Genomic DNA, 24,602 nt, shown 5'->3' on the forward strand with positions numbered 1-24,602 from the left:
TTTAAAATCCAAATCAAACAAAACCGTAAAGAAATATATACATGACTAAATCAAAGGTTCTGGGTAGTACTTTGATCATCGCCGGCACTACTATCGGTGCAGGTATGCTCGCTCTACCTCTTGCTTCTGCCGGAATTGGCTTCACTACTTCACTCATCATCATGGTCGCGCTTTGGGCACTAATGGCGTATACCGCTCTACTGATGGTTGAACTCCACCAACACGCAGACGCGAGTGCAACATTGCATACTCTCGCCAAGCAATTTCTAGGGAAAAAAGGCAAATGGGTTGCCAGCTTTTCTATGTTGTTTTTGTTCTACTCACTTTGTGCTGCGTACATCGCCGGCGGTGGTGCACAGTTCGGTGAGCGCATTTCGCAATTTACTGGTGTCGAAATCTCGGGAATGACCTCAACAGTCATCTTTACGATAGTTGTAGCCGCTGTGGTGACCATCGGCACTGGTACGGTCGACAAAGTGAATCGTGTACTATTCGCTATCAAACTTATCGCGATGGCGATGGTTCTAACGTTCCTTGCACCGAATGTGACTGAGTCGTACCTGCTGAGCATGCCTGTTGAACAAGGCCTTGTCGTCGCAGCTATTCCTGTCATCTTTACGTCTTTCGGATTCCACGGCAGTATCCCTGCTATCGTGAACTACCTAGATGGCAACACACCTTCGCTGCGTAAAGCCATTATTGTGGGCTCTTCTATTCCTTTGATGATTTACGTTTTCTGGCAAATTGTAACCCTTGGTGTGGTAAGCCAAGATGCGTTGGTCGATAACCAAGGTCTAAGCGGGCTGATTTCAACGTTGTCGACCAAAGTTCACCAGTCAGGACTTGGCCAGACAATCGGTGTTTTTGCTGACTTAGCACTGCTGACTTCTTTCTTAGGCGTGAGTCTGGGTCTGTTTGAATTCCTCGGCGATAGCTTCAACAAGAAGAAAGCCGCTTCCAGCCGCATCGTCGTTGGTGCTATTACCTTTGTCCCGCCAATGGGCTTCGCGCTGTTCTACCCACAAGGCTTTATTATGGCTCTGGGATACGCAGCGATTGCACTAGCGATTCTAGCCATATTCCTGCCTATTATGATGGTGAAGAAAGCGCGTGTTGCTGAGGATACTCAAGGTGGCTATCAAGTGTTTGGTGGTACAACAGGCTTGATGATCAGCGGTACAGTTGGCTTTGTAATCATCGCGGCCCAGCTGCTCATCACTATGGGCGTTTTGCCGTCACTAGGCTAATTTCACTTCTTCATTTCAAGGGCAGCTTGAAAGCTGCCCTTTTTACTTTCTAAACCAAAAATCTCTAGAAAAATGAGATCTAATGCAATTTTTCCTACGACTTGCCTTTCTTATTAATCAAAGACAAAGCAATCGAAGAGGTTGATATGAAAGTGAAGTCGAAGATAGTGTTTTCCGCTATTGCCCTAACAGCTGTACTAGCGTCGTTTTTTGGCACAGCAAATAGCGACGTAACAAGAAGCTCGGCTTACGGCGACTACCAGGTCGCTACATTAGCGGGTGGCTGCTTCTGGTGTACAGAATCCGACTTGGAAAAACTGCATGGTGTTATCGATGTCGTTTCTGGTTATGCCGGTGGCGAGCTAGAAAACCCGACCTACAAGCAGGTCTCATCTGGTAAGTCCGGTCATATTGAAGTGATCGAAGTAAAATATGACCCAGAAGCCGTGAGTTACGAACAAGTCCTTGACCAATTCTTCCGTCATATAGACCCAACAGACAACAAAGGATCCTTTGTTGACCGTGGTCCTCAGTACCGCCCTGCAATTTTCTACCATAACGATGAGCAAAAGCAGATCGCAGAAAACTTTATGGCAGAAATCGAAGCGCTTGGAATTTTCAAAAAGCCGCTCAAGACCGAGCTGATTCAGTTCACCAAGTTCTGGCCAGCAGAGAATTATCATCAGGATTACTACAAACGTAACAAGATCCGTTACAACTACTATCGTTACGCATCAGGCCGCGATCAGTACCTGGATGACATTTTTGGTGATGATCGAGAAAAGAATCCTAAGACACTGCGCGAGCTGATTGATGATCACAAGGCCGTTTCAAACGTAAAACCTTACAGCAAGCCTTCTGAAAAACAGATTAAAGCTAAGTTAACGGATCTCCAGTATTATGTTACTCAGGAAGAAGGAACCGAACGAGCTTTCAGCAACGAGTATTGGGATAACAAACAACACGGCATTTACGTAGATATTGTTTCGGGTGAGCCTCTGTTTTCTTCTACTGATAAGTACAAGTCGGGGACAGGATGGCCTAGTTTTACCAAACCTATTAATGAGGCGTACATTGTTACTAAAACGGATTTCCATTTGGTCTACCCAAGAACAGAAGTTAGAAGTCGATTTGCTGACTCTCACTTGGGCCACGTTTTTAAAGATGGTCCCGCACCAACGGGCCTGCGCTATTGCATGAATTCAGCCGCCATGAAGTTCATTCCGGTCGAGGAACTGGAAGAACAAGGCTACGGTGAATACATGTATCTATTCGACAGTTAATCCATCCAAACAGTCGAGACCAAAGCCAACCTAAACAAAGAGTTGGCTTTTCTTTTTTGTCACCACTAAATGCATATCTTATGCACTTTTTCTCTAATCGTTGCTGCAACGCAAGCATAGAAAGTCCGTTCTTCTTTTGAGTGGATAAGGAGAACCTTTATGAACTTACAGCAAACGACCACCCTACTTGCCGCATGTACAGCATTAACCGCTTTTAGCACGTCAGCCCAAGAACAATATTATGATTTCGGCTTTATCGGCGCGAGTGGCGCCTATGGCCAATCAGTTTATTCTGACAATGGTGGTGGTTCACTTTCCCTTGAACCCAACCTTTTTTACAACGGCGAGTACGGATTCGTTGATGGTAGCTTAGTGAACATCTCTGTTCTCCCGTATGTAGGGATTTCAGGTCAGTGGCGATTCGCTGAAGTTTCGGATGATTTTGATGATATTCCCAACGGGATAAACGAACGCGATGGTAACGGTGACCTAGGTATAACCATAGGTACCGTCGGCGCGCGGCTCACTTACTTACATGATGTAACTAACGAACATGATGGATACGAAATTCAACTGCATTTAGGACGAACCCTTGATCTCCCTTTTGAGCAATTTACGCTAACACCTTACGTTGAAGTCGATTTTCGCGATAAAAAGCTCTCGCAGCATCTCTATGATATCTCAGCTCAAGAATCCGCTGCGTCAGGTCTGAACACATACAGCTCTGGTAGCAGTTGGGTTTATCAAACAGGTCTGATTGGCATCTACAGCATAACTCCAGATTGGTTAACGCTCGCAAAGTTTGAGTTGGAACATCATGACTCGGACAGCCCGTTAATTCAAAGAGATCTCGGCTGGTCTGTAAGCCTTGGGGTTACTTACAAATTTACGGAGTAGCAAACGAAAAAAGCCTCCGGTGCGGAGGCTTTAAAAGAATTAGTGGGAGCGTTACTTCATCACACGAGCTTTAAAGTTACGCCCTTTCATTTTACCGTTTTGAAGCTGCTTCAATGCTGGCTTTACAATCTCGTGTTCAACAGCCACATACGAAACCATTGGAAGAATGTTGATCTTGCCGATTTTCTTACCATCCAGCCCAGCCTGTTTCGTTAGAGCACCTAATATGTCTCCAGCACGAACTTTCTGCTTCTTACCGCCAAGGATTTGAATCGTCTGCATCTTAGGGTAGAAAGGTCTCTCAACTGGTTTTTCTGGTAGTACAGCTGGAGAGATAGCGATATCCATGTATTCATCAATACGTGCGACACGATATTCTTCTTTCTCACTGTAGAAGCTGAACGCAACACCTTTAGAACCTGCACGACCAGTACGGCCAATTCGGTGGACGTGCACTTCAGGGTCACGTGACAATTCAAAATTGAACACCGCATCTAGGTTATCTACATCAAGGCCACGTGCAGCAACGTCGGTCGCTACAAGAATCGAGACACTTTTGTTAGCAAACATGGTTAATGCCTGTTCGCGTTCACGCTGCTCCATATCACCATGAATCTCAACAACGCTGAACCCACGGTGGCTTAGCTCATCGGTCACCTTCTGGACTTCTTTCTTGGTATTACAGAACACAACTGACGACTCAGGTTTGTGTGTCAATAATAGCGCTTCCAGAGCATCATCACGCTCTTCTGTTGCGTTTAACTTGTAGAATCGCTGCTCGATGGTGGTTGTCTGATGCGTTGATTCCACTTTGATCATTTGAGGATCACGCATCACTTTAGATGCTAATGACTCAATGTTTTTCGGGAACGTCGCACTAAACAATAAGGTTTGTCTGTCTTGAGGTGCTTCGTCAATGATGGCGTCAATAGCCTCTTCAAAGCCCATTTCCAACATTCGATCAGCTTCATCCAGAACCAAAGTGTTCATCTCAGCTAGATTGATACGACCTTTAGAAAGGTGATCCAAAATACGCCCAGGCGTACCCACCAAGATATGCGCGCCATGCTCTAACGAGCCAATTTGAGGCCCCATCGGCATGCCACCACACAACGTGAGCACTTTGATGTTGTGAATACCTCTTGCCAGCGTACGAACCTCTTTCGCTACCTGATCGGCGAGCTCGCGAGTTGGACACAGTACCAAGGTCTGAACACGGAAGCGTTTAACGCTCAAATTACTTAGTAACCCAAGTGTAAACGCCGCTGTTTTACCCGATCCTGTCTTGCCCTGTCCAATCACGTCTTTACCTTCAAGAACAATCGGCAACGCCTGTTGTTGTATCGGCGTCATTTCCGTGTAGTTAAGGCTGTTCAGTGTCTCTATCAGTTCACTTCTAAGATTCAGGCTCTTAAATGAGGTTGTCACAAGTGTATCCTTCAAGGATGGCTAACGAATGTAGATCCGTAAGCAGTTAAAAAGTAAAAACCGCTTCAACAAGGAAGCGGTTTTGAATAATCCGTAAAGCGTATCGGCTGCTCTAACGAATTCCGTGTAGGAACTCGTGGCGCGTAGCCGGGTTGCTCTTAAAAATACCACCTAACGCAGTGGTGGTGGTTTCGCTTGTTGCATCCATCACTCCACGAGATTTCACGCAATAGTGAGTGGCATCAATGGTTACTGCAACATCATCAGACTCTAAGAGAGTTTGTAATGCGACTAGAATTTGTTGAGTCATGCGCTCTTGCACTTGAGGGCGCTGCGCGAAGAAACGGACGATGCGGTTAATCTTAGACAAGCCAATGATTTTTCCGCGAGGAATATACGCCACAGTCGCACGGCCATCAATCGTTACTAGGTGATGCTCACAAGTGCTTGTCAGCGTTATGCCTTTTACGCGCACCATTTCACTCACATCCATCTTGTTTTCAATCACCGTAATTTTTGGGAAGTTGGCGTAATCAAGGCCAGAGAAAATCTCGTCAACGTACATCTTCGCAATACGATGCGGCGTTTCTTCAAGACTGTCATCGGTAAGGTCCAGCTCAAGTAGAGAAAGAATTTCACGCATGTGATGCTGAATCTTTTCTTTTTTCTCTTCTCGACTGATTTGGTTCGGTGACATTGGTGTCTCCAAACCGCGGCTTTCTAGCGCATCTTTTACCAACTTCGCGGATTCGCTAAGACCTGACATTCCACTTCCTCTTACATAACCTTGCCATTTAAACTTCAACCACTTGATTTGATTGAGGCCACAGACAAACTCTTGGCTCACCACTGAGCAACTTAACATACCCGTAAATAAAGGGATTTACCCCTTTCGGATGGCTGACAAGGATACTCGGATTTTTGAATAATTACACCCATATTTTATCCGTGGTCATTATTCTGGCTACGATTTCTGTGATAAAGTGATTTTTATTAAAAGCTAATATAATAACGATTTAGGACACTATTATGGGTTGCTGTGATGCTCCTGGCTTGATGCCAATCGAAGATGCGATGGAACAAATGCTGTCGCCAATTAAACCAATCCAAACCACCTTACAACTGCCTCTTGCCGAAGCCATTGGCTATGTTCTTGCTGAAGATATACTTTCCCCTATTTTCGTTCCGCCTTTTGATAACTCAGCAATGGACGGATACGCGATTCGTATTGCCGATTTAACCAACAATAATGTTCTGCCTTTGGCGGGTAAATCTTTTGCAGGCCAACCTTTTGAGGGCGAATGGCCCAAAGGTACATGCGTTCGCATTATGACTGGCGCTCAAATTCCTGAAGGCTGTGATGCCGTCATCATGCAGGAAAACACTGAGCAGACAGAACAAGGCGTGCAGTTCAATCAGACCGATGTGAAGCCGCAGAATAACATTCGCCCTACAGGTGATGACATTTGCAAAGATGATGTCGTGCTGCCCAAAGGTGCACGCCTTACCGCTCGAGATATCCCGATGATTGCTACTTTGGGCATCAGTCATGTCACTGTCGTTCGTAAGCCTCGCGTTGCCTTCTTCTCAACAGGTGATGAGCTGAAGCCTCTTGGTGAGCCTCTCGAAGCTGGCCAGATATACGACAGTAATCGTTACGGCATAAAACCTCTGATTGAAAACTTCGGCTGCGAACCTGTCGATCTCGGTATTATTCCTGATTGCCCGGAAGAACTAAAAGCAACGTTTGAAAAAGCGCAGACTTTAGCTGACGTCGTTGTGACATCGGGTGGTGTGAGTGTCGGTGAAGCTGACTACACCAAAGATATATTGGAAGAACTCGGCCAAATCGGCTTCTGGAAGCTTGCCATCAAGCCGGGTAAGCCATTTGCATTTGGTAAGTTATCGACCGCTTGGTTCTGTGGACTTCCAGGTAACCCTGTTTCAGCAGTACTTACAATGTACGTTTTGGTTCAGCCAATGTTAGCGAAACTCGCTGGACACGCTGAGTGGAAAGCGCCTGAGTCTATACCGGCCACAACTCGAACTGCATTTAAGAAAGCGCCAGGACGCACAGATTACCAACGCGGTGTTTACACCATTGAAGATGGCAAGTTTGTTGTAGAAACGACAGGAAACCAAAGTTCTGGGGCTTTCCGCTCTATGAGCTTGGCAAATTGTTTTGTCGTTTTGGAACGTGAGCGAGGCCGTGTTGAAGTCGGTGAAACCGTGAATATCCAGTTGTTCAATTCAACCCTCTATTAGGAGTGAGCACATTGGAGATCCTTTCCGATCAAGAGATGCTTCGCTACAACCGTCAAATCATATTGAAGCAATTTGATTTTGATGGCCAAGAAGCACTAAAGCAAAGCTCTATTTTGATTCTTGGTGCTGGTGGCCTTGGCTGTGCGTCAAGCCAATACCTTGCAACAGCGGGGGTCGGCTCTCTGACCTTAATTGATGATGACGTTGTCGAACTGTCTAATCTGCAACGCCAAGTACTTCATTATGATGCTGACGTTGGTAAGAAGAAAGTCCTCTCTGCGTCTGAATCTCTGCAACAACTGAACCCTCACCTAGAAGTGCGAACGATAGATCAACGTTTGAGTGATGAGGATTTAAAAACAGAAATTGAGCAGCATACGCTAGTGCTCGACGCATCGGATAACGTAGAGACTCGAAATCAGCTTAACCGCCTCTGCTATGAGTTAAAAACACCGCTTGTTTCTGGTGCAGCGATCAGAATGGAAGGCCAAGTCAGTGTCTTCACTTATCAGGATAAAGCACAACCTTGCTACCAGTGTTTAAGCTCGCTATTTGGCTCAGCAGCATTAAGCTGTGTTGAAGCCGGAGTCATGGCGCCAGTTGTCGGCATCATCGGCGCGGTACAAGCCATGGAAGCCATCAAAGTTATCGCCAATTATGGACAGGCGAAAGAAGGTAAGGTTTTGATCCTCGATGCGATAACCATGTCATGGCGAGAAATGAATCTGATGAAAATGCCGAATTGCCCCGTTTGTAGCTAAACTCACCATAAACGGTCAGGAGTACAAAGGTTATTAGGATCTGTTGACCTTTTGAGCTGATTTTTGCAGCAGTTTGTGGGTTCTTTATACAAGGCAGAGGGTTTGAAATGTAGTTGCCCTACCTGATAAGCCGATAACGCAGTAGAAAGGAACCACAAACGCTGCCCAGAGGGTTCGGCTAAAAGCGTTTTACTCTTTGTTGAGAGGTGTTTTGCTTAGGTCACTAGGCGACAAACCTCTCGCCGCGACTAAAACGCTTTTATCTCGAACAAAATTTAACCGCAAAAGGTCAACAGACCCCATGAACAACCCCAAAATATTTCTGGCCGCCCTGCTCCTCTTATCACTGGTCCTGCTTGGACTGATAGCGCTCAACAAGCCAAAGCAAACCACTAGAGTTCAAGCGCTCGTCTTAACTCAAACTCTCACCCAGTCACTTGATGGAAACAGACGCTTTCTGAATATTGAATTTAGCGATGGTGACCAAACTATGATTAGCATCCCGCCTCAAACTGAATGCCCTGCCAATTCCATCGTGGAACTTGACAAGAAATCCTCACTCTTTTCTGACGCTATCAGCTATCGCTATATACAGTGCAACACCTATACAAATAAACATTAACTGTCTCTGTTGTGACCTCTACAGCCCTGTTGTAAATTAGTTGCATAAAATTCATAAACTTATATAAGGAAGTATTATGTCACCGTTGATCACTCCAAAAGAGCTCACTGAACTACAACAAACGGGAAAGTTGGTTGTACTAGATACAAGCATTGAATTTCAGATCCCATCAGAGCCGGAAAAAGACAATGAGAACTTAATTCCAAATACTATTCGCTTTGATTACGACTCTGTATTTTGCGATCCTGACGCTTCGCTTCCTCATATGATGCCTTCAGAAGAACGCTTCAACCAGCTAGCAAAAAGCATTGGACTCAATCAAGATTCCATTATTGTGGTCTACGACAACAGCGGAACTTTTGCCTCTCCGCGTGCATGGTGGATGCTAAGAGCAATGGGACATAAAGAGGTCTATATCTTGAATGGTGGCCTGACCGAGTGGAAGCTAGCTGGATATGACACTGTCACTTCTTACAAAAAGGCCGATACTGAAGGTAACTTTAACGGCAAACTCGACCCTTCTTTCTTTGTTGATGCGCAATACGTACTTAACCAAATCGAGAATGCGTCTAATCAAACCGTTGATGCACGCTCTCATGCTCGTTTCAATGCAGAAGTCGCCGAGCCAAGACCAGGCGTGCGAGCTGGCCACATTCCAAATTCAGTATGCCAGCCATTCGCTGAATTGATGGAAGGTCACAAGCTCAAACCTGCTAGCGATCTAAAGTCGATTTTGGAAAGCTCAATGGATAGCAATAAATCTCAACACATTTTCAGCTGTGGTTCAGGGGTGACGGCGGCTATTGTTCTTCTCGCTGCACAACTTTCCGGATATCAAAACTTGTCAGTGTATGACGGTTCTTGGACCGAATGGGGCGCAGACGACAGTTTACCCATCAGCTAAAGGTTGTTTCCCACAAAGGCAGCCAATAACGGCTGCCTTTTCTTTTTTCTACTGAACATATAATCAAAAATGCCTCAGTATGTCGCTGCCTTGAAAGCGTTTGGCCGCTTCAGCTTCTATCTCTACTTTCCAATTTTTGTCAAACAGGCCATTTACGAATAAAAACGTCGTAGGTAAAGCGCCAACATCAAATGGAATGCGCTCCTTAGCTCTCTGATAACCTTCAAGATCTTCACGATTTACCATGTAAATCCGAACGCTAATCAGGTCCTGTATGTCCATTCTATTGGCTTGCAACACTCCACGTACATTTTGCCAAGCCAGTACAATCTGATCCTCAGCACTCTCCGGTACTTCGCTAAGCTCATTGATACCCAATTGCCCTGCAATATGAAGTCGTGTCGAACCTGATGGAATCATCGCACATTGGTGGTAGTTAGCCGCTGGCGGTGGAACCGTTGCAGGGCTCCAGATAATATTCATTAGACTTCCTTAGATAACATCACAATTTTAGGCGCTTCCGATAACATCGTACCAAGCTGATCAAAGTCCCCTATTTCTTTGCGCCACGCGATGTACTTATCGAAATGCTGAGGAGTTTGCCACTCTTCCAGTAACACTAACTCGTGCTGCCCTTGTACTTTCTCAAACAGATGGGCAGAGATATTCCCTTCAAAAGTCCTTGTATCTGGCAAAATTTCAGTAAAAAAGTCTTTGATTACCTGAGTATTTTCCGATGAGTGGCTTAGTTTAAATTGAACCAGAATGCTCATTTTTCCTCTCCTTTGGTCTCGTTTTTTGAGTTCGTGAGAGAGTTTAATTGTTTATAATTCGTGATAAATAAGGTACAGTTTCACAAATAGTTAGATTATATAGAACAATAAAATTTTATGAAATCAGACCTACACCGCATGCAGGTATTCGCCCAAATTGTTGAATCTGGGTCGATAACCAAAGCCGCCGATAAGCTGGACGTGTCTAAGTCTGTTCTAAGCCATCACCTTCAAGGTTTAGAGCAACACCTCGGCGTAAAACTGTTAACCAGAACAACGCGTCGTCAGTCTCTTACTGAAGCGGGGCAACGTTACTATCAACGTTGCCTTGAAATGAAAAAGTTGATGTCCTTGGCGGAAGAAGAAGTGCGTGATTCCAATACCGGACTTGCAGGCACAGTGACTGTCACCTCACCTCATACGCTGATGACTCATTTGATTGGGCCTTCGATGTGTGAGTTTGTAAAGAACCATTCTGGTATTGAGCCACGATTATTGGCCAATGATATGCGGCTCAACTTGATTGATAAATACATCGACCTTTCAATAACAGTGGGTGAGTTACCCGACTCCAGTTCACGAGCCACCAAGATAGGCGAACTAGAGCAAGTGCTGTGCAGCTCTCCTGAATATCTCACGAAGAACAATATTACCCTTCCAGTGACCTCGACCGAGCTCATCGACTACGACTATATTGCTAATCAGTGGGAGGGTATAAACGTTGAACGCAAATTCTCCGTGGGGAAGCAAAGAATCACTTATCGATTCCACTCCACTCGTCTTGGAGATAGCGTACCCACAATCCGTATGATGACACTCTCAGGCTTAGGAATTGCGTGCTTACCTATTCTCGCCGTTGAAGATGACTTGAAGGAAGGCAGGTTGATTCGAATAACAGCGGATGGAATGAGTCTTAAGGCATCAGTCTGGGCGGTGCACAACTACGGCTTACAGATGCCCGCCAGAATTCGGGCTTTTATCGATTTTGTAAAAGAGAAAGCAAAGGACAAACTATAAGAGAAGCAAGAGGACATGACTCGTGCTTTTTAGCGAGCAATCTCTCGGGGTTATTTCATTTGTTCATCTAAGTTAAGCACAGTGAGTGCGTTACTTACGCTGGTGGCAATAACATCAATCACTCCTGTTCTAAGCGCCCCGAGCATCGCCAATGGCTTACTGTTTTCCGCCGCAATCGCGATGACCTCTGAAATGGGTCGAAACTCTTCAATGCTTAAACCTATAACACGATCACTCATCACTGTTTTGGCAGACTGCCCCTGAATATCGAAGAAATCATAGCCGGCAAAGTCCCCCACGACCCCTTGAAGCATTCGTGATTGAACCACTTCATCTGCGGTGAACCATCCCAAGTCGACCATATAACTGTTCTCACTCATATCGCCAATACCGACCAAGGCGACATCTGCCTTACGAGCGAGATCCAGAGTTTGCTTTACTGTCGCATTCTGCATAAATGCGTGTTTCTGTTCTGGGTTTTCTGCGTATGCAGGGGCGTAAAGCGTTTCTGATGTACCACCATAGCTTTTCGCAAATTGTCGGCAGATATGGTCAGCGTTAAACATACCTCCTCTAGGGTGAATACCGCCGATGCCACACACAAACTTCACATCTCGTTGAGGGATAACGCCTATATGATGGGCAACCGCTGAGACATTCCTTCCCTGACCGACAGTCACAACTGATCCATTTTGAATAGAGCTGGCCATGTATTTGGATACTAAACCTGCCACTTGCAAACGTTGCTGTTCTTCGCTCGGCTGATCAAGCGCAACCAAAGCACGCTTAACACCAAACCTTTCAATTAGCCTTTGCTCAATCTTGGCACTGAATACGGGGTGATATTTAACGGTAATCTCTACGATCCCTTCATCACGGGCCTGCTTTAGCATTCGCCCTACTTTCGCTCGCGACACAGAAAACTTCTTGGATATTTCTTCCTGGGTTGCCCCGTCCTGATAGTAGGCAACGGAGATTTCGGTAAGTAGATCAGCGCTGTCATCAGACATATCTTGTTGTGACTTGCTCATTTTTCTTGGACTCCTAAAGGGGAAAGTACCTATGACATGTGCTCAGTGTTGTAGCATATGTCATCGCTATAGACATTTGCAACATTTGCTCATCGCCATGACAAATTCTCAGGCTATTTATTATGCTCTTCATATTCTCCTCAACCCTTGTCATGCCTTGGCAAACGATTAATTCAAATTGCCTGCGGAGGCAATTGGAAAAATACTTGATGAACATCACCATAACCTTTAATTAGCGATTGACATTCTGTGTGGATGAGATAAATATGAACCCATCATTTACTCATCGAGAGAGCAAATGTTCACAACAAATGATCTCTCGCTGAAATTTATTCCGGTTAGTTGATTTAATGAACTCGGAAAGGGTTAAAAACGATTAGCTAACTCGCTTGCAATTGCACCACTCACATTAACTGTTTTGATGTGAACGCCCATTAAATAGGATGATCGAAATGAGCAACAAATTAGAGCAACTTCGTAAACTAACGACAGTCGTAGCGGACACTGGTGAAATCGATGCGATTAAAAAATACCAGCCAGAAGACGCAACTACTAACCCTTCTCTGATTCTTAAAGCCGCTCAAATCGAAGAATATGCGCCACTTATCGACGCTTCTATCGAATACGCAAAATCTCAAAGCAGCGACAAAGCTCAGCAAGTACAAGACACTTGCGACATGCTTGCTGTAAACATCGGTAAAGAAATCCTAAAGACTATCCCAGGTCGTATTTCTACAGAAGTTGACGCTCGTCTTTCTTACGATATGGAAGGCAGCGTAGCGAAAGCTCGCCAACTTGTGAAAATGTACAACGATGCAGGCATCACTAACGACCGCATCCTAATCAAGCTTGCTTCTACTTGGGAAGGTATCCGCGCAGCTGAGATCCTAGAAAAAGAAGGCATCAACTGTAATCTAACGCTTCTTTTCTCATTTGCTCAGGCTCGTGCTTGTGCTGAAGCTGGCGTGTTCCTAATTTCTCCATTCGTTGGTCGTATCATGGACTGGTACAAAGCGAAAGAAGGCCGTGACTTCGAAGCTTCAGAAGATCCAGGCGTACTATCAGTAACTAAGATCTACAACTACTACAAAGAATACGGCTACAACACAGTGGTTATGGGTGCAAGCTTCCGTAACATCGGCGAGATCCTAGAACTTGCTGGCTGTGACCGTCTAACTATCGCTCCTGCTCTTCTTGCTGAACTAGAAGCAGCGGAAGGTGAAGTAGTAGAGAAGCTAGTTGACTCTAAAGGTACAGCAGAGCGTCCATCAGCGATGACTCACGCTGAGTTCCTATGGGATCACAACCAAGATGCAATGGCAGTTGAGAAACTGGCTGAAGGTATCCGCAACTTCGCTGTTGACCAAGGCAAACTTGAAGCGATGATTGAAGCTAAGCTTTAATCTCAAATTATTTTAATAAGGGGAACGTTTGCGTTCCCCTCTTAATTTTCCTTTCTTGAATTTAATAATATTCGGTATTTATTATGGATCGTAAACATTTAGCTAATGCTATCCGTGCTCTTAGCATGGACGGCGTACAACAAGCCAACTCTGGTCACCCAGGCGCACCTATGGGTATGGCTGACATCGCTGAAGTTCTTTGGCGCTCTCACCTAAACCACAACCCAGCAAACCCAGAATGGGCTGACCGCGACCGTTTCGTCCTATCAAACGGCCACGGCTCTATGCTGATTTACTCTCTGCTTCACCTTGCGGGTTACGAGCTGTCTATTGATGACCTGAAAAACTTCCGTCAGCTGCACTCTAAGACTCCAGGTCACCCAGAGTACGGTTACGCACCGGGTATCGAAACGACGACTGGCCCACTAGGTCAAGGTATCACTAACGCGGTAGGTATGGCGCTGGCTGAGAAAACTCTAGCAGCACAATTCAACAAAGAAGGCCACGACATCGTTGACCACTTCACTTATGCATTCATGGGTGACGGCTGTCTGATGGAAGGTATCTCTCACGAAGCGTGTTCTCTAGCAGGTACGCTAGGCCTTGGTAAACTAATCGCTTTCTGGGATGACAACGGTATCTCTATTGATGGTGAAGTAGAAGGTTGGTTCTCTGACGATACACCTAAGCGTTTCGAAGCGTACGGCTGGCACGTAATTCCAGCAGTAGACGGTCACGATCCAGAAGCGATCAACGCAGCGATTATCGCTGCGAAAGCGGACCCACGCCCTACGCTAATCTGTACTAAGACCATCATCGGTTTTGGTTCTCCAAACAAATCTGGCTCACACGACTGTCACGGTGCTCCACTAGGCGCTGACGAAATTGCAGCAACTCGTAAAGCGCTAGGTTGGGAACACGGTCCTTTTGAAATCCCAGCTGACGTTTACGCTGAGTGGGATGCAAAAGAAGCGGGCGCAGCGAAAGAAGCAGCGTGGAATGCGAAGTTTGACGCATACGTGGCAGCTTACCCTGCAGAAGCCGCAGAGCTTAAACGTCGTCTAAACGGTGAATTGCCAGCTGAGTGGGAAGAGAAAGCAACACAAATCATTGCTGACCTTCAAGCAAACCCTGCAAACATCGCATCACGTAAAGCGTCTCAAAACGCACTAGAAGCGTTTGGTCAAATGCTACCTGAATTCCTAGGCGGCTCTGCTGACCTTGCCCCTTCTAACCTAACTATGTGGTCTGGTTCTAAGTCAGTATCGGCTGAAGATGCGTCGGGCAACTACATCCACTACGGTGTACGTGAGTTCGGTATGACGGCTATCATGAACGGTATTGCTCTGCACGGTGGTTTCGTACCATACGGCGCAACCTTCCTAATGTTCATGGAATACGCACGTAACGCAATGCGTATGGCGGCTCTGATGAAAGTTCAGAACATCCAGGTTTACACGCACGACTCTATCGGTCTTGGCGAAGATGGTCCAACTCACCAACCGGTTGAGCAAATGGCTTCTCTACGTCTAACGCCAAACATGAGCACATGGCGCCCATGTGACCAAGTGGAATCAGCAGTGGCTTGGAAACTGGCTATCGAACGTAAAGATGCACCGACTTCACTTATCTTCTCTCGTCAGAACCTTGCGCAGCAAGAGCGTGACGCTGAGCAAGTAGCGAACATTGCTAAGGGTGGTTACATCCTGAAAGATTGCTCAGGTAAGCCAGAGCTTATCCTTATCGCAACGGGCTCTGAAGTTGAGCTAGCAGTAAACGCTGCGGCTGAACTGACAGCTGAAGGCAAGCAAGTACGTGTTGTTTCAATGCCATCAACGGACGCATTCGACAAGCAAGATGCAGCCTACCGTGAAGCGGTTCTACCATCTGACGTGACGGCACGTATCGCGGTAGAAGCGGGTATTGCTGACTTCTGGTACAAGTACGTTGGTTTCGACGGCCGTATCATCGGTATGACCACCTTCGGTGAATCTGCACCAGCAGGTGAGCTATTCAAGATGTTTGGTTTCACAACTGAAAACGTTGTGAACACAGCGAAAGAGCTTTTAGCTTAATCACTGAACCTTGATAGAAAACACCCCGCTACACTAGCGGGGCGTTTTTTATTGAATCTCTTCTACATTCACTTCAGTACTGAACTTTACTGTGCGAGTAGAGACCGAAGTCTGAAATTTGCGAATGTTCTTATCCTGATGCAATACGCGCTCAATAAATTTTTCATATGCTTTGATATCTGGAACGCTCACCACCAGCATGAAATCGTAGCCTCCCGTGATCTGATAACATTGAGTGACTTCTGGGGCTTTTGTTATCGATTGGCGAAACACGCTGTATATATCAGGTCTATCCCGCTCCATTTCGACTGAAACAATCAAGTTCATCTTATTACCGGCCAGTTCGGGATTAATGATTGAGACATCACCCGTTATCACGTTGTCTTCCCTAAGCCGTTTTACCCTCTTCAAACAAGCTGGCGGCGACAACCCCACTTCTTCCGCCAACTCTACATTCGGAATACGATTATTCTTTTGCAGTATCGACAAAATCTTCCTGTCTAAGCGATCAATTTCCATAATTTCTCCAGAGCACTCTTTTAAGAAACTTTAACACAACATTAATTCAATAAAGAAATATCAAGCGCAGGAAGCATGTAAATCATACATCCATATTTCTCATGCTTTTATTAATATTTTTGCTATCGAATCATTAAGTGTGGAATTCAACATGGAAAAGTTACAAAGTTTCTTTAATGATCTTTTTAAAGAAATAATCGATGTCACCTGGACTCTGTATAAAGTGATGATTCCTATCATCATCGTCATTAAAGTTGTTGAAGAGCTAGGAGGCGTTGCGTTACTGAGCGAATGGCTGAGTCCTTTGATGAATTTTGTTGGTTTACCCGATGAAATGGGCTTAGTTTGGGCGACAACTCTGCTTACTAATATGTACGCGGGATTATTGATCTTTATGAGCACCAACAGTGAACTCACCGTTGCTCAGGTATCAATTCTGGGTTCATTAATGCTCATCGCACACTCTATCCCGATTGAAGCAGCTATTGCGAAGCGTGCTGGTGTGAGTATTGCCATGACGACATTAGTCAGAGTTGGGGGTGGACTCGTGTTTGCGTGGCTTCTCCACCAGATTTATCAGTTCGGCGATTTGCTGAATACGCCTGCCCAGATCGTTTGGAATCCGGAAATACCTCCAGAGCAAACTTATCTTCAATGGGCGTGGTCGCAAGTCGAAAACTTGATAGCGATACTTGTCATCATTGCAGTCTTACTAATTACGTTAAAGATGCTAAAGCTGCTAGGTGTGGAAAAGTTAATGGCGATGGCACTCAAGCCTGTTCTTTCTGTGCTAGGTATCAGCAGAGAGGCGACTAACCTAACCATCGTCGGTATTACGTTAGGTATTTCTTTCGGTGGCGGCCTGCTGATCAACGAAGCCAAACGAGGCCACATACCAGCACGAGATGTGTTTACCGCCGTCATGCTGCTTAACTTAGCTCACAGCATGATTGAAGACACCATTCTCGTATTGTTGATTGGTGCCGACTTCGTGACGATATTTTGGGGAAGGCTGGTATTTGCTTTTGTCGTCATCGCTGTTATGTCACAGATCCTTAAACGCATAAGCGAGCCCACCTGTCAGAGATATTTGTATAAAAGCGTTCAGCAGCAATGATCAACTCAAAGCCCAAGTGATTGGGCTTTTATTATCAGCTAATCACCGGAAGCGTCTTCCATGTTCTCTCATGCAGCATTTCACAGCCGTTTTCAGTAATAACGATGTTCTCTTCGTGCACCATCATTCTATTTTTGGCAAATGCCATACCCGGCTCTAGGGTCAAAATCATACCTGGTTTGAGTACAACATCCCCCCCGGGTACATTGGATGGCCATTCAGTAAGCTGCATCCCTAACCCATGCCCCATCCTTCCTACATCATTGCCAAGAGCGCCGTTGCTTTCCAGCACGGACCACATAGCTTGCCATACTTCGCCCGTTGTAATGCCCGGCCCTGCTTTCATCAGACCCGCTTCCGTAGACTGATAAACTGCCTCATAAGCCGAGACGGTGTCTGGCTGAGCAAAACCAAAGGCATAGTTTCTGTCGAAGTCACTAAAATAGCCGTCGAAGTTGGCTCCTGTATCAATGATCAATACATCGCCTTGTTCTAAAACACGATCTGTAGGGCCCATAATGATGTTGTCATAACCACCCTTTCCTGACGCTGAAATCAAATACGGACAAGCATCAGCGCCAAGACGTAACATCTCAAGGTGCATCGCCTTACACGCTTCTCGTTCGGTCATTCCAATCGATAAGTGGCTGCGTAAAAATTCAAACCCCTGCACTGTCACCTGACAGGCGAAGCGAATCTTTTCTATCTCAGCTTTTGATTTGATGCTGCGAAGATCGCGAACGATCAAAGACATATCGACGAATTGGTACTGGCTTAGGGAATGTTGCAATAGTGCATAGTTATTTGCTGGCATACGTAGATGGGTTTCTGGGCCAACCATGCTGCCAATTTTGTGAATGCCTTTACTGACCTCCTTTAATGTCGAAGCCAACAGCGAAACACCATCATCTTCTGGCCTTGGCGATGGCCAACTGCGAACATCTTCAATCCAAGTACTCTCGAACCCAGCGACACCAATTTCGGGCACAACAGCAATCGGCTTACCAACCGCAGGTACTACCAAGAACCAAGGTCGAGTTGGGCTTTCCCAAAACTGCGATTTAAAGCCGCTAAAATAACGGAATTCAGGTTCTGTGGTAAAAAATGCAGCTCCAATATTCTGAGCTCGCATCCGTTTTTGTAATTCCACCGTACGGTGCTCAAATTCAACGGTCTCAAAACCTCGATTCGGGGCGACTAGTTGAGTCGTATTCATACGTTCTATCCTTAGTTTGTCTGTACCATGCAAATGGATTAGCTGAACAGTAAATCTCTCGGCAGCAATGCAATGCCGGGAAAAAAGATCAGCAGTGCAGACATAAAAATCAAAATAATGAAGAAAGGCAGAGTGCCGCGAATCACTTCCATATAAGGCCGCTCAAAGATAGCAATCGCAGTGAATATATCGCAGCCAAAAGGTGGTGTTGCCGATCCAATTGCCATTTGCAACGTCACCATCACACCAACAAGAATCGGGTCAATTCCAGCGGCATCAACAATAGGCATAAAGATAGGCGTTAAAATCAGCAGCACGACTAACGAATCGACAAACATGCAACCAATGAAAAACGTCAGCGCGATAACAAACAAAATGTATTCTGGAGAAGCACTCCCCAGATCAAGCGGAGCCAATAACTCTTGAGGGATTTGTTCAAACGAGATGTACCACGAAAATGCCTGACCAACACCAACCAGTACAAAAACTACCGCGGTGATCAAACCGGTATTTAACGCAGCGTCACAAATGTCTTTGACGCCGAGCTTACGGTAAAAGACACATTCAACGATGATCGCATATAAAACAGCGAACGAAGCCGCTTCGGTCGGAGTAACAATACCAGAGTAAATACCACCGATAATTAAAGCTGGGAACCCCAAAGGCAGAATTGCCTTCTTAACCGCCTCAATACGTTCTGCGGCATTTGCTTTATCAACCAACGTTAGACTATCACTATGCTTCACACTGTAGGCATAGCTATACAGTGAGAACAAGCCTGCCAGCACAAGCCCCGGGCCGATACCCGCGATAAACAATTCTCCAACACTGGCATTCGCCAACGTACCGTAAAGAATCAAACCGATACTGGGTGGAATCAGAAAAGCAATGTCACTGGCGTTGATGATGAGCGCCATAACAAAGCTATCTTTGTACCCCGCTTGGAGTAACTTCGGTCGCATAATCTGCCCTACCGATACCACCGTTGCCTGAGTCGAACCTGAAACTGAACCAAATAAGGTACAACTGATGCACGTAGTAATGGGCAAGCCGCCACGTAAATGACCAACAAACGCCTGAATAAGGCCCAGTAAGTTATAAGCCGTGTGACCGCGTGTCATGATATCCGCAGCAAGTATGAACATTGGTACCGCAATTAGCGCGTTTGGTGATATTCCGGTCACCATTTGCTGTATGAGCACTCCTGGCTCAACTTGAGAAAAATGAATCAAGCCAATAAGAGCACCAACCGCCAAAGGCACTATCATCGGGAAGCTCAAAAACAACAGCACCACCATAACGGTCACTAAAGTAAATGTGATCACGTATATATCGAGCTCACCTGCAATCACATCCGATAGAAACTGAGCAATCTCATTCATGACAACTCACCTACTTCATTGTTTTTGTTTTCAGTCACATCGAAAGACACGTAAATCTCTTTGTGCAAAAGATTCATAACGAAACTCATACTGTATTGAAGCCCAGCGATGGAAAATCCAATCGGGATGATGGCGTAGACCCAATAAACGGGAAACTGTAGTGCCGGACTCAAGCGGTTAATGGATTTGAGCTCTTCAACATAGAGCAACGAATGGTAGGCAAGATAAAACATAAGTGCCGACGTAAGAAGTGCAATAATAGTCGTCAGGATTTTCTGTGAGCGGAAACTGAGTGAGTCGTAAACAGCCGTCATTCGTATGTTACGTCCCTGTCGAACCGCGTAAGCGAAGCCGACAAAAGTGACGATCACGATGAGGAATTGATTCAGTTCTTCAGAAAAGAATAAACTCTTGTTGAACGCATACCGCCCAATGGCGTTTGCTGTCGAATTCGCCATCATCACGAGGATGGCTGTCATAATTAAAAAGCGTTCCAGCTTTTCAGTCACCACACTTATCTTAAGTAAAAGGTCTTTCATAACACGCTGAACTCCATACTTCAGTCAGCAACTTTCCACACAGACCTTGTCTGACTGGAAAGGTGCTATCCGTCACTCCTTGCAACGGATAGCTGGTTTCCATTCGAGATACCGCTTCTACTGCGATGACGCCACTTTGACTTCATCCAAAATGTTCTCAAGGATGACTTTGGCACTTGCACGCGCTTCACTTTGCTGGTCGGCTGGATAGGCATTAGCGACCACATCAAAATAGGTGTCGTGTAATTGTTCACTGAGTACCTTGAAGCGCTCGCGTTCTTGGTCATTAAGCACAACCACTTGCATGTTTGGTCGCTCTTTAAGAATCTTCTCCATATTCTCTTTGTTGATTTTGATTTGGTAATCATAAGCTGCCTTATCCGCCGCTTTGATTGCCTTATTAACCATCGCTTGTTTCTCTTTAGAGAGTCCGTTGTACCACTTGCTGTTTGTTGAAACGGTACTGACGTAAGGTTGCTGACCTGGGAACATTAAGTAGTCCTGTACTTCATGCCATTTCGCGTTGTAGATGAAGTAGATAGGGTTAACCATGCTGTCGATTGTTTTCAGTTGCAGAGAACCATACACCTCTCCCCAAGACAGAGGTGTCGGTGTCGCGCCAAAGGCTTTGTAGGTTTCCACTGGGATTGTTGAGGTAAAGGTGCGGATTTTTTGATCAGCGAAATCTTCTGGTGTACGGATTGGCTTGTTACCTCCCCACACCATCTCGCCTTCAGACATCATGGAAAGTAGCTTAAGATTCACACTTTCGAATTTAGGCGCGAGCTCATTGTAAATAGTTGGGCTTTCAGTCAGTACTTTGTGCGTCACTTCCTCGTCGGTACCAAGCACGTACGGCAAGCTTACCGCCTGAACTTCAGGTACATACGAACCTAGATGGCCAGCCCCCACAGATACAAACTGAATAGTGCCTTTCGCTGCCAGTTCAACAATGTCGTTTTCGGTACCCAGTTGGCCGTAATAATAGATACGAACGCGAATATCACCATCGGACTCTTTTTTGATCACTTCAGCAAATTTTTGTGCATAAATATCCTGAACGTCAGTTTTGTCTTCTTCTGAAGCAAACTTCCATGTTTCGGCATGAGCACTCAAAACCACCCCTAAACTCAGCAAGGCTACGCTTAATCGTTTCATCCTGTCTTTCCTTTTTCCGTTCTAATGTCACGCTAAACGCTTGGTGCAGTTTAACGATCGGCAATGATGACTTCGTTTACAGATACCGCATTGCAAAATCAGCCATACAGTTCCTTTTTATTGGCCAAGGCCTAATCTGTTATTAACCAATTGAATCCAATAGCTTGCGCCAAGCTTCAATATCCGGTCGTTAAAATCGTATTCCGGGTTGTGTAAAGCGCATCCCCCAACGGAATCTACGCCGTTGCCTAGCAAGACATAACAACCCGGCTTAACGCGAAGCATGCTAGAAAAGTCCTCTGAGATAGTCAGTGGATCGCAAGCATCATTAACGTGTTCACCACCTAACACTTGTTTTGCCGCTTCTACCGCATATTGAGTCTGCGCTTCGCTATTAATGGTTGGATAGAATGTGTTGATGAACTCGAACTGATAACTTGCTCCCGCTGATTGGCAAATACCAGCTACGATCCTTTCCATGCTTTGTTCAATACGTATGAGCGTTTCTTCCGTAAAACAGCGGCAGTCCCCTTTTATAGTGACTTGCGTTGGGATCACATTGACCGTGCCGTCAGTAATAAATTCAGTCGCCGATACCACAGCTGTGTCATAGATGGCGCTGAGGTTTCGGGACACGATCGTCTGCAGCCCAAGAACAACCTGCGCACCTATCACAAGAGGATCGACACCTTGGTGAGGCAGCGCCGCGTGGCCACCGACTCCATTAATAGTGATTTCAAAGCTACTTTCACTGGCCATCAGCGAACCAGATTTAACCATGAGCTCACCTTCAGCGAGTCCTGGAAAGTTATGAATGCCATACACTTCATCGATATTAAATCGTTCAAAAAGACCATCATCGATCATGGCCTGAGCCCCGCATCCATGTTCTTCATCTGGTTGAAAAATAAAATAAACGGTTCCGTCAAACGTTCTGTTCTCTGCCAAATAACACGCGGCGCCTAGCAACATTGCAGAATGTCCATCATGGCCACACGCATGCATTTTTCCATCATGTTGCGAGCAGTGGTCAAAGGTGTTTTGTTCATGAATGTGCAACGCATCCATATCAGCGCGGAGGCCGATGCTTTTGCCATGTTTACCGCTATGAAGAATCCCAACTAAACCAGTTTTGCCAATGTGGCGTACCACCTCGATACCAAACTCTTCCAATTTCTCAGCAATAAAGTTGGCGGTAAGATCAACCTCAAAACCGCACTCTGGGAAGCGGTGTAGATGCTGACGCCACTCCGTCATACTTTCTATGAGCGTGTTTGACAGCTGTTCAGGATTAATCGAGAAAGTTGATGACATACTTTTTACTCCGTAAATCACATGAATTAGGGGTTACGTTAGGCTATATCTGAGTTGGAACTGCTAATAAGGTGTTGTTTAAGCAGCACCCCATAACCATTAACAGGTCGGGAATAACGCATCAGCTTAAGCGAATGCCAAGCCAAAACCTGATTGCTGGTTAACACAGGTTTGTTCAGGTCTTCTTCAATACACTCAATGACGCTGCCTGTTCTAAGAGCAGTACAGGAGATGAACAGTAAGTCAGCGTCAGGGTCACACACTTGACTCGCAGCGCGGCGAATATCTTCAGGTGAAATAAAACTCATCGCGGTGTCGTCTTCAAAGCCGAATCCAGCGATGTTCATCACTTCGAGACCTTGAGATAAGAAAAAGTCAGCCACTTCCTTGTTCACCGAATCGGTATAGGGAGTAAGAATGGAAATACGCTTAGCATTGAGACTCTTAAATGCTGCTAAAGCCGAAGTCACAGGGTTAGTGACGGGTGTTTCGGGCCTTGTTTGATGAACTAACTCGGTAATACGCTCCGATCCGATAGCGATAGTGCCCGATGTGCAAGCATAAATGATCACATCAAGGTCAGTCCCTGGAAGGATTGAATCGGCACATGCGCTAATTCCCGGCTCCATTTTACGCAAATTATCCATAGTTAAAGGGTTATAGTTTCTAACCCTCCCGGTAAACGACTCGACGTCCACCGGATAAAACTGTTTCAGATCTCGCTCAATATTGAAATCCGTTGCCAGAGTAATAACCCCAACACGCCCGGCTGACGCAAGCTGATCCAGTTCAAATTGGGGAGCGATGGTTTCAGATTTCATGACAATCCTTTCTCTCGGGAATCATTATCAAGCGCTATCATTGTTAAAAACTTGTATCTACATTACCTACAAGCCAATCAATAATGACTTTACATTCTGTTCACAAGATCAATAATGCCCCGAGCACTTTAATGAATTTCATCAAAAAGCCATATCATTGTGCAGTTATTCCGCATTTTTATTGAGTTATATTAGTTTTTTGTTCTCCATTGGATATGGTTCAATTCGATAGAAAAATACCTTTACGTAGGTCACAGAACACAGAGTTATTTAACAATTCAATTACACATGACAATCAGGAAGATCTGAGATGCCACAACAAGCAGAACTTACAGTCGATAGCTTTGACCGAAAGATTTTAAATATCGTTCAGGAATCAAACCGAGTGACATCAGACAACATTGCAGAGCAAGTCGGCCTCTCCCCTGCAGCGGTTCAACGTAGGCTTAAAAAAATGCGTGAGCAGGGTGTCATCCAAGCCGATGTTTCTATCATCAACCCTAAGGCGGTAGGACAAGCAATGACGTTCGTTGTGCAGGTTACTTTGGAGCGTGAGCGTGTCGACCTAATGCATAACTTCAAGAAAGAAATGACGGCAAATCGTTCTGTTCAGCAGTGTTACTACGTAACGGGCAGTTCCGATTTTATCTTGATCGTGACCGCGGCAGATATGGAAGGCTATGACAATTTCACTCGTGAAGCCTTTTTCGATAATGCCAATATCAAAAGCTTCCAGACCAATGTCGTGATGGACAACGTCAAGACTGGCATGACAATTCCGATCGATACTTCTAACGAATAAAAACGGCGTGTAACCTAACATTACACGC

Annotated in this window: 24 protein-coding genes; 12 read left to right on the forward strand and 12 right to left on the reverse strand. The window is 45.5% G+C overall.

The window, feature by feature from the left end; genetic code table 11:
• Positions 1 to 41: 41 nt before the first annotated feature.
• The 3 genes from FIU99_RS17610 (at position 42) to FIU99_RS17620 (ending at position 3,427) form a co-directional block, all read left to right on the forward strand.
• Positions 42 to 1,247: an aromatic amino acid transport family protein gene (locus tag FIU99_RS17610; protein WP_152472436.1), complete on the forward strand. Its 1,206-nt coding sequence runs from the start codon at positions 42 to 44 to the stop codon at positions 1,245 to 1,247.
• A gap of 146 nt (positions 1,248 to 1,393) precedes the next feature.
• On the forward strand, positions 1,394 to 2,530 hold the full coding sequence (gene msrB / locus FIU99_RS17615) for a peptide-methionine (R)-S-oxide reductase MsrB (protein WP_152472437.1): 1,137 nt from the start codon (positions 1,394 to 1,396) through the stop codon (positions 2,528 to 2,530).
• 159 nt (positions 2,531 to 2,689) lie between these two features.
• Entirely contained in the window at positions 2,690 to 3,427 is a 738-nt protein-coding gene (locus FIU99_RS17620; RefSeq protein WP_152472438.1) for a MipA/OmpV family protein, read from the forward strand.
• Between the two features lie 51 nt (positions 3,428 to 3,478).
• Here the strand turns inward: FIU99_RS17620 and dbpA are convergent, their stop codons facing one another.
• Both dbpA and folE read right to left on the reverse strand, forming a co-directional pair.
• A complete protein-coding gene (gene dbpA / locus FIU99_RS17625) occupies positions 3,479 to 4,855 on the reverse strand; it encodes an ATP-dependent RNA helicase DbpA (protein WP_006960923.1) in 1,377 nt (458 codons plus the stop codon).
• A 112-nt stretch (positions 4,856 to 4,967) separates the two neighbouring features.
• Positions 4,968 to 5,621 carry a GTP cyclohydrolase I FolE gene (gene folE / locus FIU99_RS17630; RefSeq protein WP_006960922.1) on the reverse strand — a complete coding sequence of 218 codons (654 nt, stop codon included), beginning with the start codon at positions 5,619 to 5,621 and terminating at the stop codon, positions 4,968 to 4,970.
• Positions 5,622 to 5,884: 263 nt separating this feature from the next.
• Between folE and moeA the strand changes: the two genes are divergently transcribed.
• From moeA to FIU99_RS17655, 4 genes are all read left to right on the forward strand, one after another.
• Positions 5,885 to 7,120 carry a molybdopterin molybdotransferase MoeA gene (gene moeA / locus FIU99_RS17635; protein WP_006960921.1) on the forward strand — a complete coding sequence of 412 codons (1,236 nt, stop codon included), beginning with the start codon at positions 5,885 to 5,887 and terminating at the stop codon, positions 7,118 to 7,120.
• An 11-nt stretch (positions 7,121 to 7,131) separates the two neighbouring features.
• Positions 7,132 to 7,881, forward strand: coding sequence for a molybdopterin-synthase adenylyltransferase MoeB (gene moeB, locus FIU99_RS17640; protein WP_006960920.1), 750 nt, complete (start codon positions 7,132 to 7,134; stop codon positions 7,879 to 7,881).
• A gap of 301 nt (positions 7,882 to 8,182) precedes the next feature.
• Positions 8,183 to 8,503 carry a hypothetical protein gene (locus FIU99_RS17650; protein WP_039952088.1) on the forward strand — a complete coding sequence of 107 codons (321 nt, stop codon included), beginning with the start codon at positions 8,183 to 8,185 and terminating at the stop codon, positions 8,501 to 8,503.
• A 76-nt stretch (positions 8,504 to 8,579) separates the two neighbouring features.
• On the forward strand, positions 8,580 to 9,407 hold the full coding sequence (locus FIU99_RS17655) for a sulfurtransferase (RefSeq protein WP_006960919.1): 828 nt from the start codon (positions 8,580 to 8,582) through the stop codon (positions 9,405 to 9,407).
• 63 nt (positions 9,408 to 9,470) lie between these two features.
• Here the strand turns inward: FIU99_RS17655 and FIU99_RS17660 are convergent, their stop codons facing one another.
• Together FIU99_RS17660 and FIU99_RS17665 are read right to left on the reverse strand one after the other, a co-directional pair.
• Entirely contained in the window at positions 9,471 to 9,890 is a 420-nt protein-coding gene (locus FIU99_RS17660; RefSeq protein ID WP_038164812.1) for a RidA family protein, read from the reverse strand.
• On the reverse strand, positions 9,890 to 10,180 hold the full coding sequence (locus tag FIU99_RS17665; RefSeq protein WP_006960911.1) for an antibiotic biosynthesis monooxygenase family protein: 291 nt from the start codon (positions 10,178 to 10,180) through the stop codon (positions 9,890 to 9,892). The genes FIU99_RS17660 and FIU99_RS17665 overlap by 1 nt, the downstream gene beginning before the upstream one ends.
• Before the next feature lie 117 nt (positions 10,181 to 10,297).
• Here FIU99_RS17665 and FIU99_RS17670 point away from each other — a divergent pair, with 117 nt between their 5' ends.
• Positions 10,298 to 11,197, forward strand: coding sequence for a LysR family transcriptional regulator (locus FIU99_RS17670; protein ID WP_152472439.1), 900 nt, complete (start codon positions 10,298 to 10,300; stop codon positions 11,195 to 11,197).
• A 50-nt stretch (positions 11,198 to 11,247) separates the two neighbouring features.
• On the opposite strand, the gene FIU99_RS17675 is transcribed toward FIU99_RS17670, so the two are convergent.
• Complete coding sequence (locus FIU99_RS17675; RefSeq protein WP_006960909.1) at positions 11,248 to 12,228, reverse strand: sugar-binding transcriptional regulator; 981 nt, start codon at positions 12,226 to 12,228, stop codon at positions 11,248 to 11,250.
• Positions 12,229 to 12,680: 452 nt separating this feature from the next.
• Between FIU99_RS17675 and tal the strand changes: the two genes are divergently transcribed.
• Both tal and tkt read left to right on the forward strand, forming a co-directional pair.
• The gene (tal, locus tag FIU99_RS17680) at positions 12,681 to 13,631 is read left to right on the forward strand and encodes a transaldolase (protein ID WP_006960908.1); all 951 of its coding nucleotides are present in this window, start codon (positions 12,681 to 12,683) and stop codon (positions 13,629 to 13,631) included.
• Between the two features lie 83 nt (positions 13,632 to 13,714).
• Positions 13,715 to 15,706 carry a transketolase gene (gene tkt / locus FIU99_RS17685; RefSeq protein WP_006960907.1) on the forward strand — a complete coding sequence of 664 codons (1,992 nt, stop codon included), beginning with the start codon at positions 13,715 to 13,717 and terminating at the stop codon, positions 15,704 to 15,706.
• Between the two features lie 48 nt (positions 15,707 to 15,754).
• On the opposite strand, the gene FIU99_RS17690 is transcribed toward tkt, so the two are convergent.
• Positions 15,755 to 16,225: an Lrp/AsnC family transcriptional regulator gene (locus FIU99_RS17690; protein ID WP_021455917.1), complete on the reverse strand. Its 471-nt coding sequence runs from the start codon at positions 16,223 to 16,225 to the stop codon at positions 15,755 to 15,757.
• A gap of 151 nt (positions 16,226 to 16,376) precedes the next feature.
• Between FIU99_RS17690 and FIU99_RS17695 the strand changes: the two genes are divergently transcribed.
• Positions 16,377 to 17,342, forward strand: a complete 966-nt coding sequence (locus tag FIU99_RS17695) for a hypothetical protein (RefSeq protein WP_006960905.1) — start codon at positions 16,377 to 16,379, stop codon at positions 17,340 to 17,342.
• A 34-nt stretch (positions 17,343 to 17,376) separates the two neighbouring features.
• On the opposite strand, the gene FIU99_RS17700 is transcribed toward FIU99_RS17695, so the two are convergent.
• The 6 genes from FIU99_RS17700 to FIU99_RS17725 form a co-directional block, all read right to left on the reverse strand.
• A complete protein-coding gene (locus FIU99_RS17700; protein ID WP_006960904.1) occupies positions 17,377 to 18,558 on the reverse strand; it encodes a Xaa-Pro peptidase family protein in 1,182 nt (393 codons plus the stop codon).
• A 38-nt stretch (positions 18,559 to 18,596) separates the two neighbouring features.
• The gene (locus tag FIU99_RS17705; protein ID WP_006960903.1) at positions 18,597 to 19,940 is read right to left on the reverse strand and encodes a TRAP transporter large permease; all 1,344 of its coding nucleotides are present in this window, start codon (positions 19,938 to 19,940) and stop codon (positions 18,597 to 18,599) included.
• Entirely contained in the window at positions 19,937 to 20,479 is a 543-nt protein-coding gene (locus tag FIU99_RS17710; protein ID WP_006960902.1) for a TRAP transporter small permease, read from the reverse strand. The genes FIU99_RS17705 and FIU99_RS17710 overlap by 4 nt, the downstream gene beginning before the upstream one ends.
• 117 nt (positions 20,480 to 20,596) lie before the next feature.
• The gene (gene dctP, locus FIU99_RS17715; protein ID WP_006960901.1) at positions 20,597 to 21,637 is read right to left on the reverse strand and encodes a TRAP transporter substrate-binding protein DctP; all 1,041 of its coding nucleotides are present in this window, start codon (positions 21,635 to 21,637) and stop codon (positions 20,597 to 20,599) included.
• 117 nt (positions 21,638 to 21,754) lie between these two features.
• A complete protein-coding gene (locus FIU99_RS17720; RefSeq protein WP_006960900.1) occupies positions 21,755 to 22,951 on the reverse strand; it encodes a M20 aminoacylase family protein in 1,197 nt (398 codons plus the stop codon).
• 38 nt (positions 22,952 to 22,989) lie between these two features.
• Positions 22,990 to 23,772, reverse strand: a complete 783-nt coding sequence (locus FIU99_RS17725; RefSeq protein WP_006960899.1) for an aspartate/glutamate racemase family protein — start codon at positions 23,770 to 23,772, stop codon at positions 22,990 to 22,992.
• 310 nt (positions 23,773 to 24,082) lie between these two features.
• Between FIU99_RS17725 and FIU99_RS17730 the strand changes: the two genes are divergently transcribed.
• Positions 24,083 to 24,574, forward strand: a complete 492-nt coding sequence (locus FIU99_RS17730; RefSeq protein ID WP_006960898.1) for an Lrp/AsnC family transcriptional regulator — start codon at positions 24,083 to 24,085, stop codon at positions 24,572 to 24,574.
• The last annotated feature ends 28 nt before the right edge of the window (positions 24,575 to 24,602 follow it).

The organism is Vibrio sp. THAF64 (assembly GCF_009363455.1).
Taxonomy (GTDB): Bacteria; Pseudomonadota; Gammaproteobacteria; order Enterobacterales; family Vibrionaceae; genus Vibrio; species Vibrio coralliilyticus.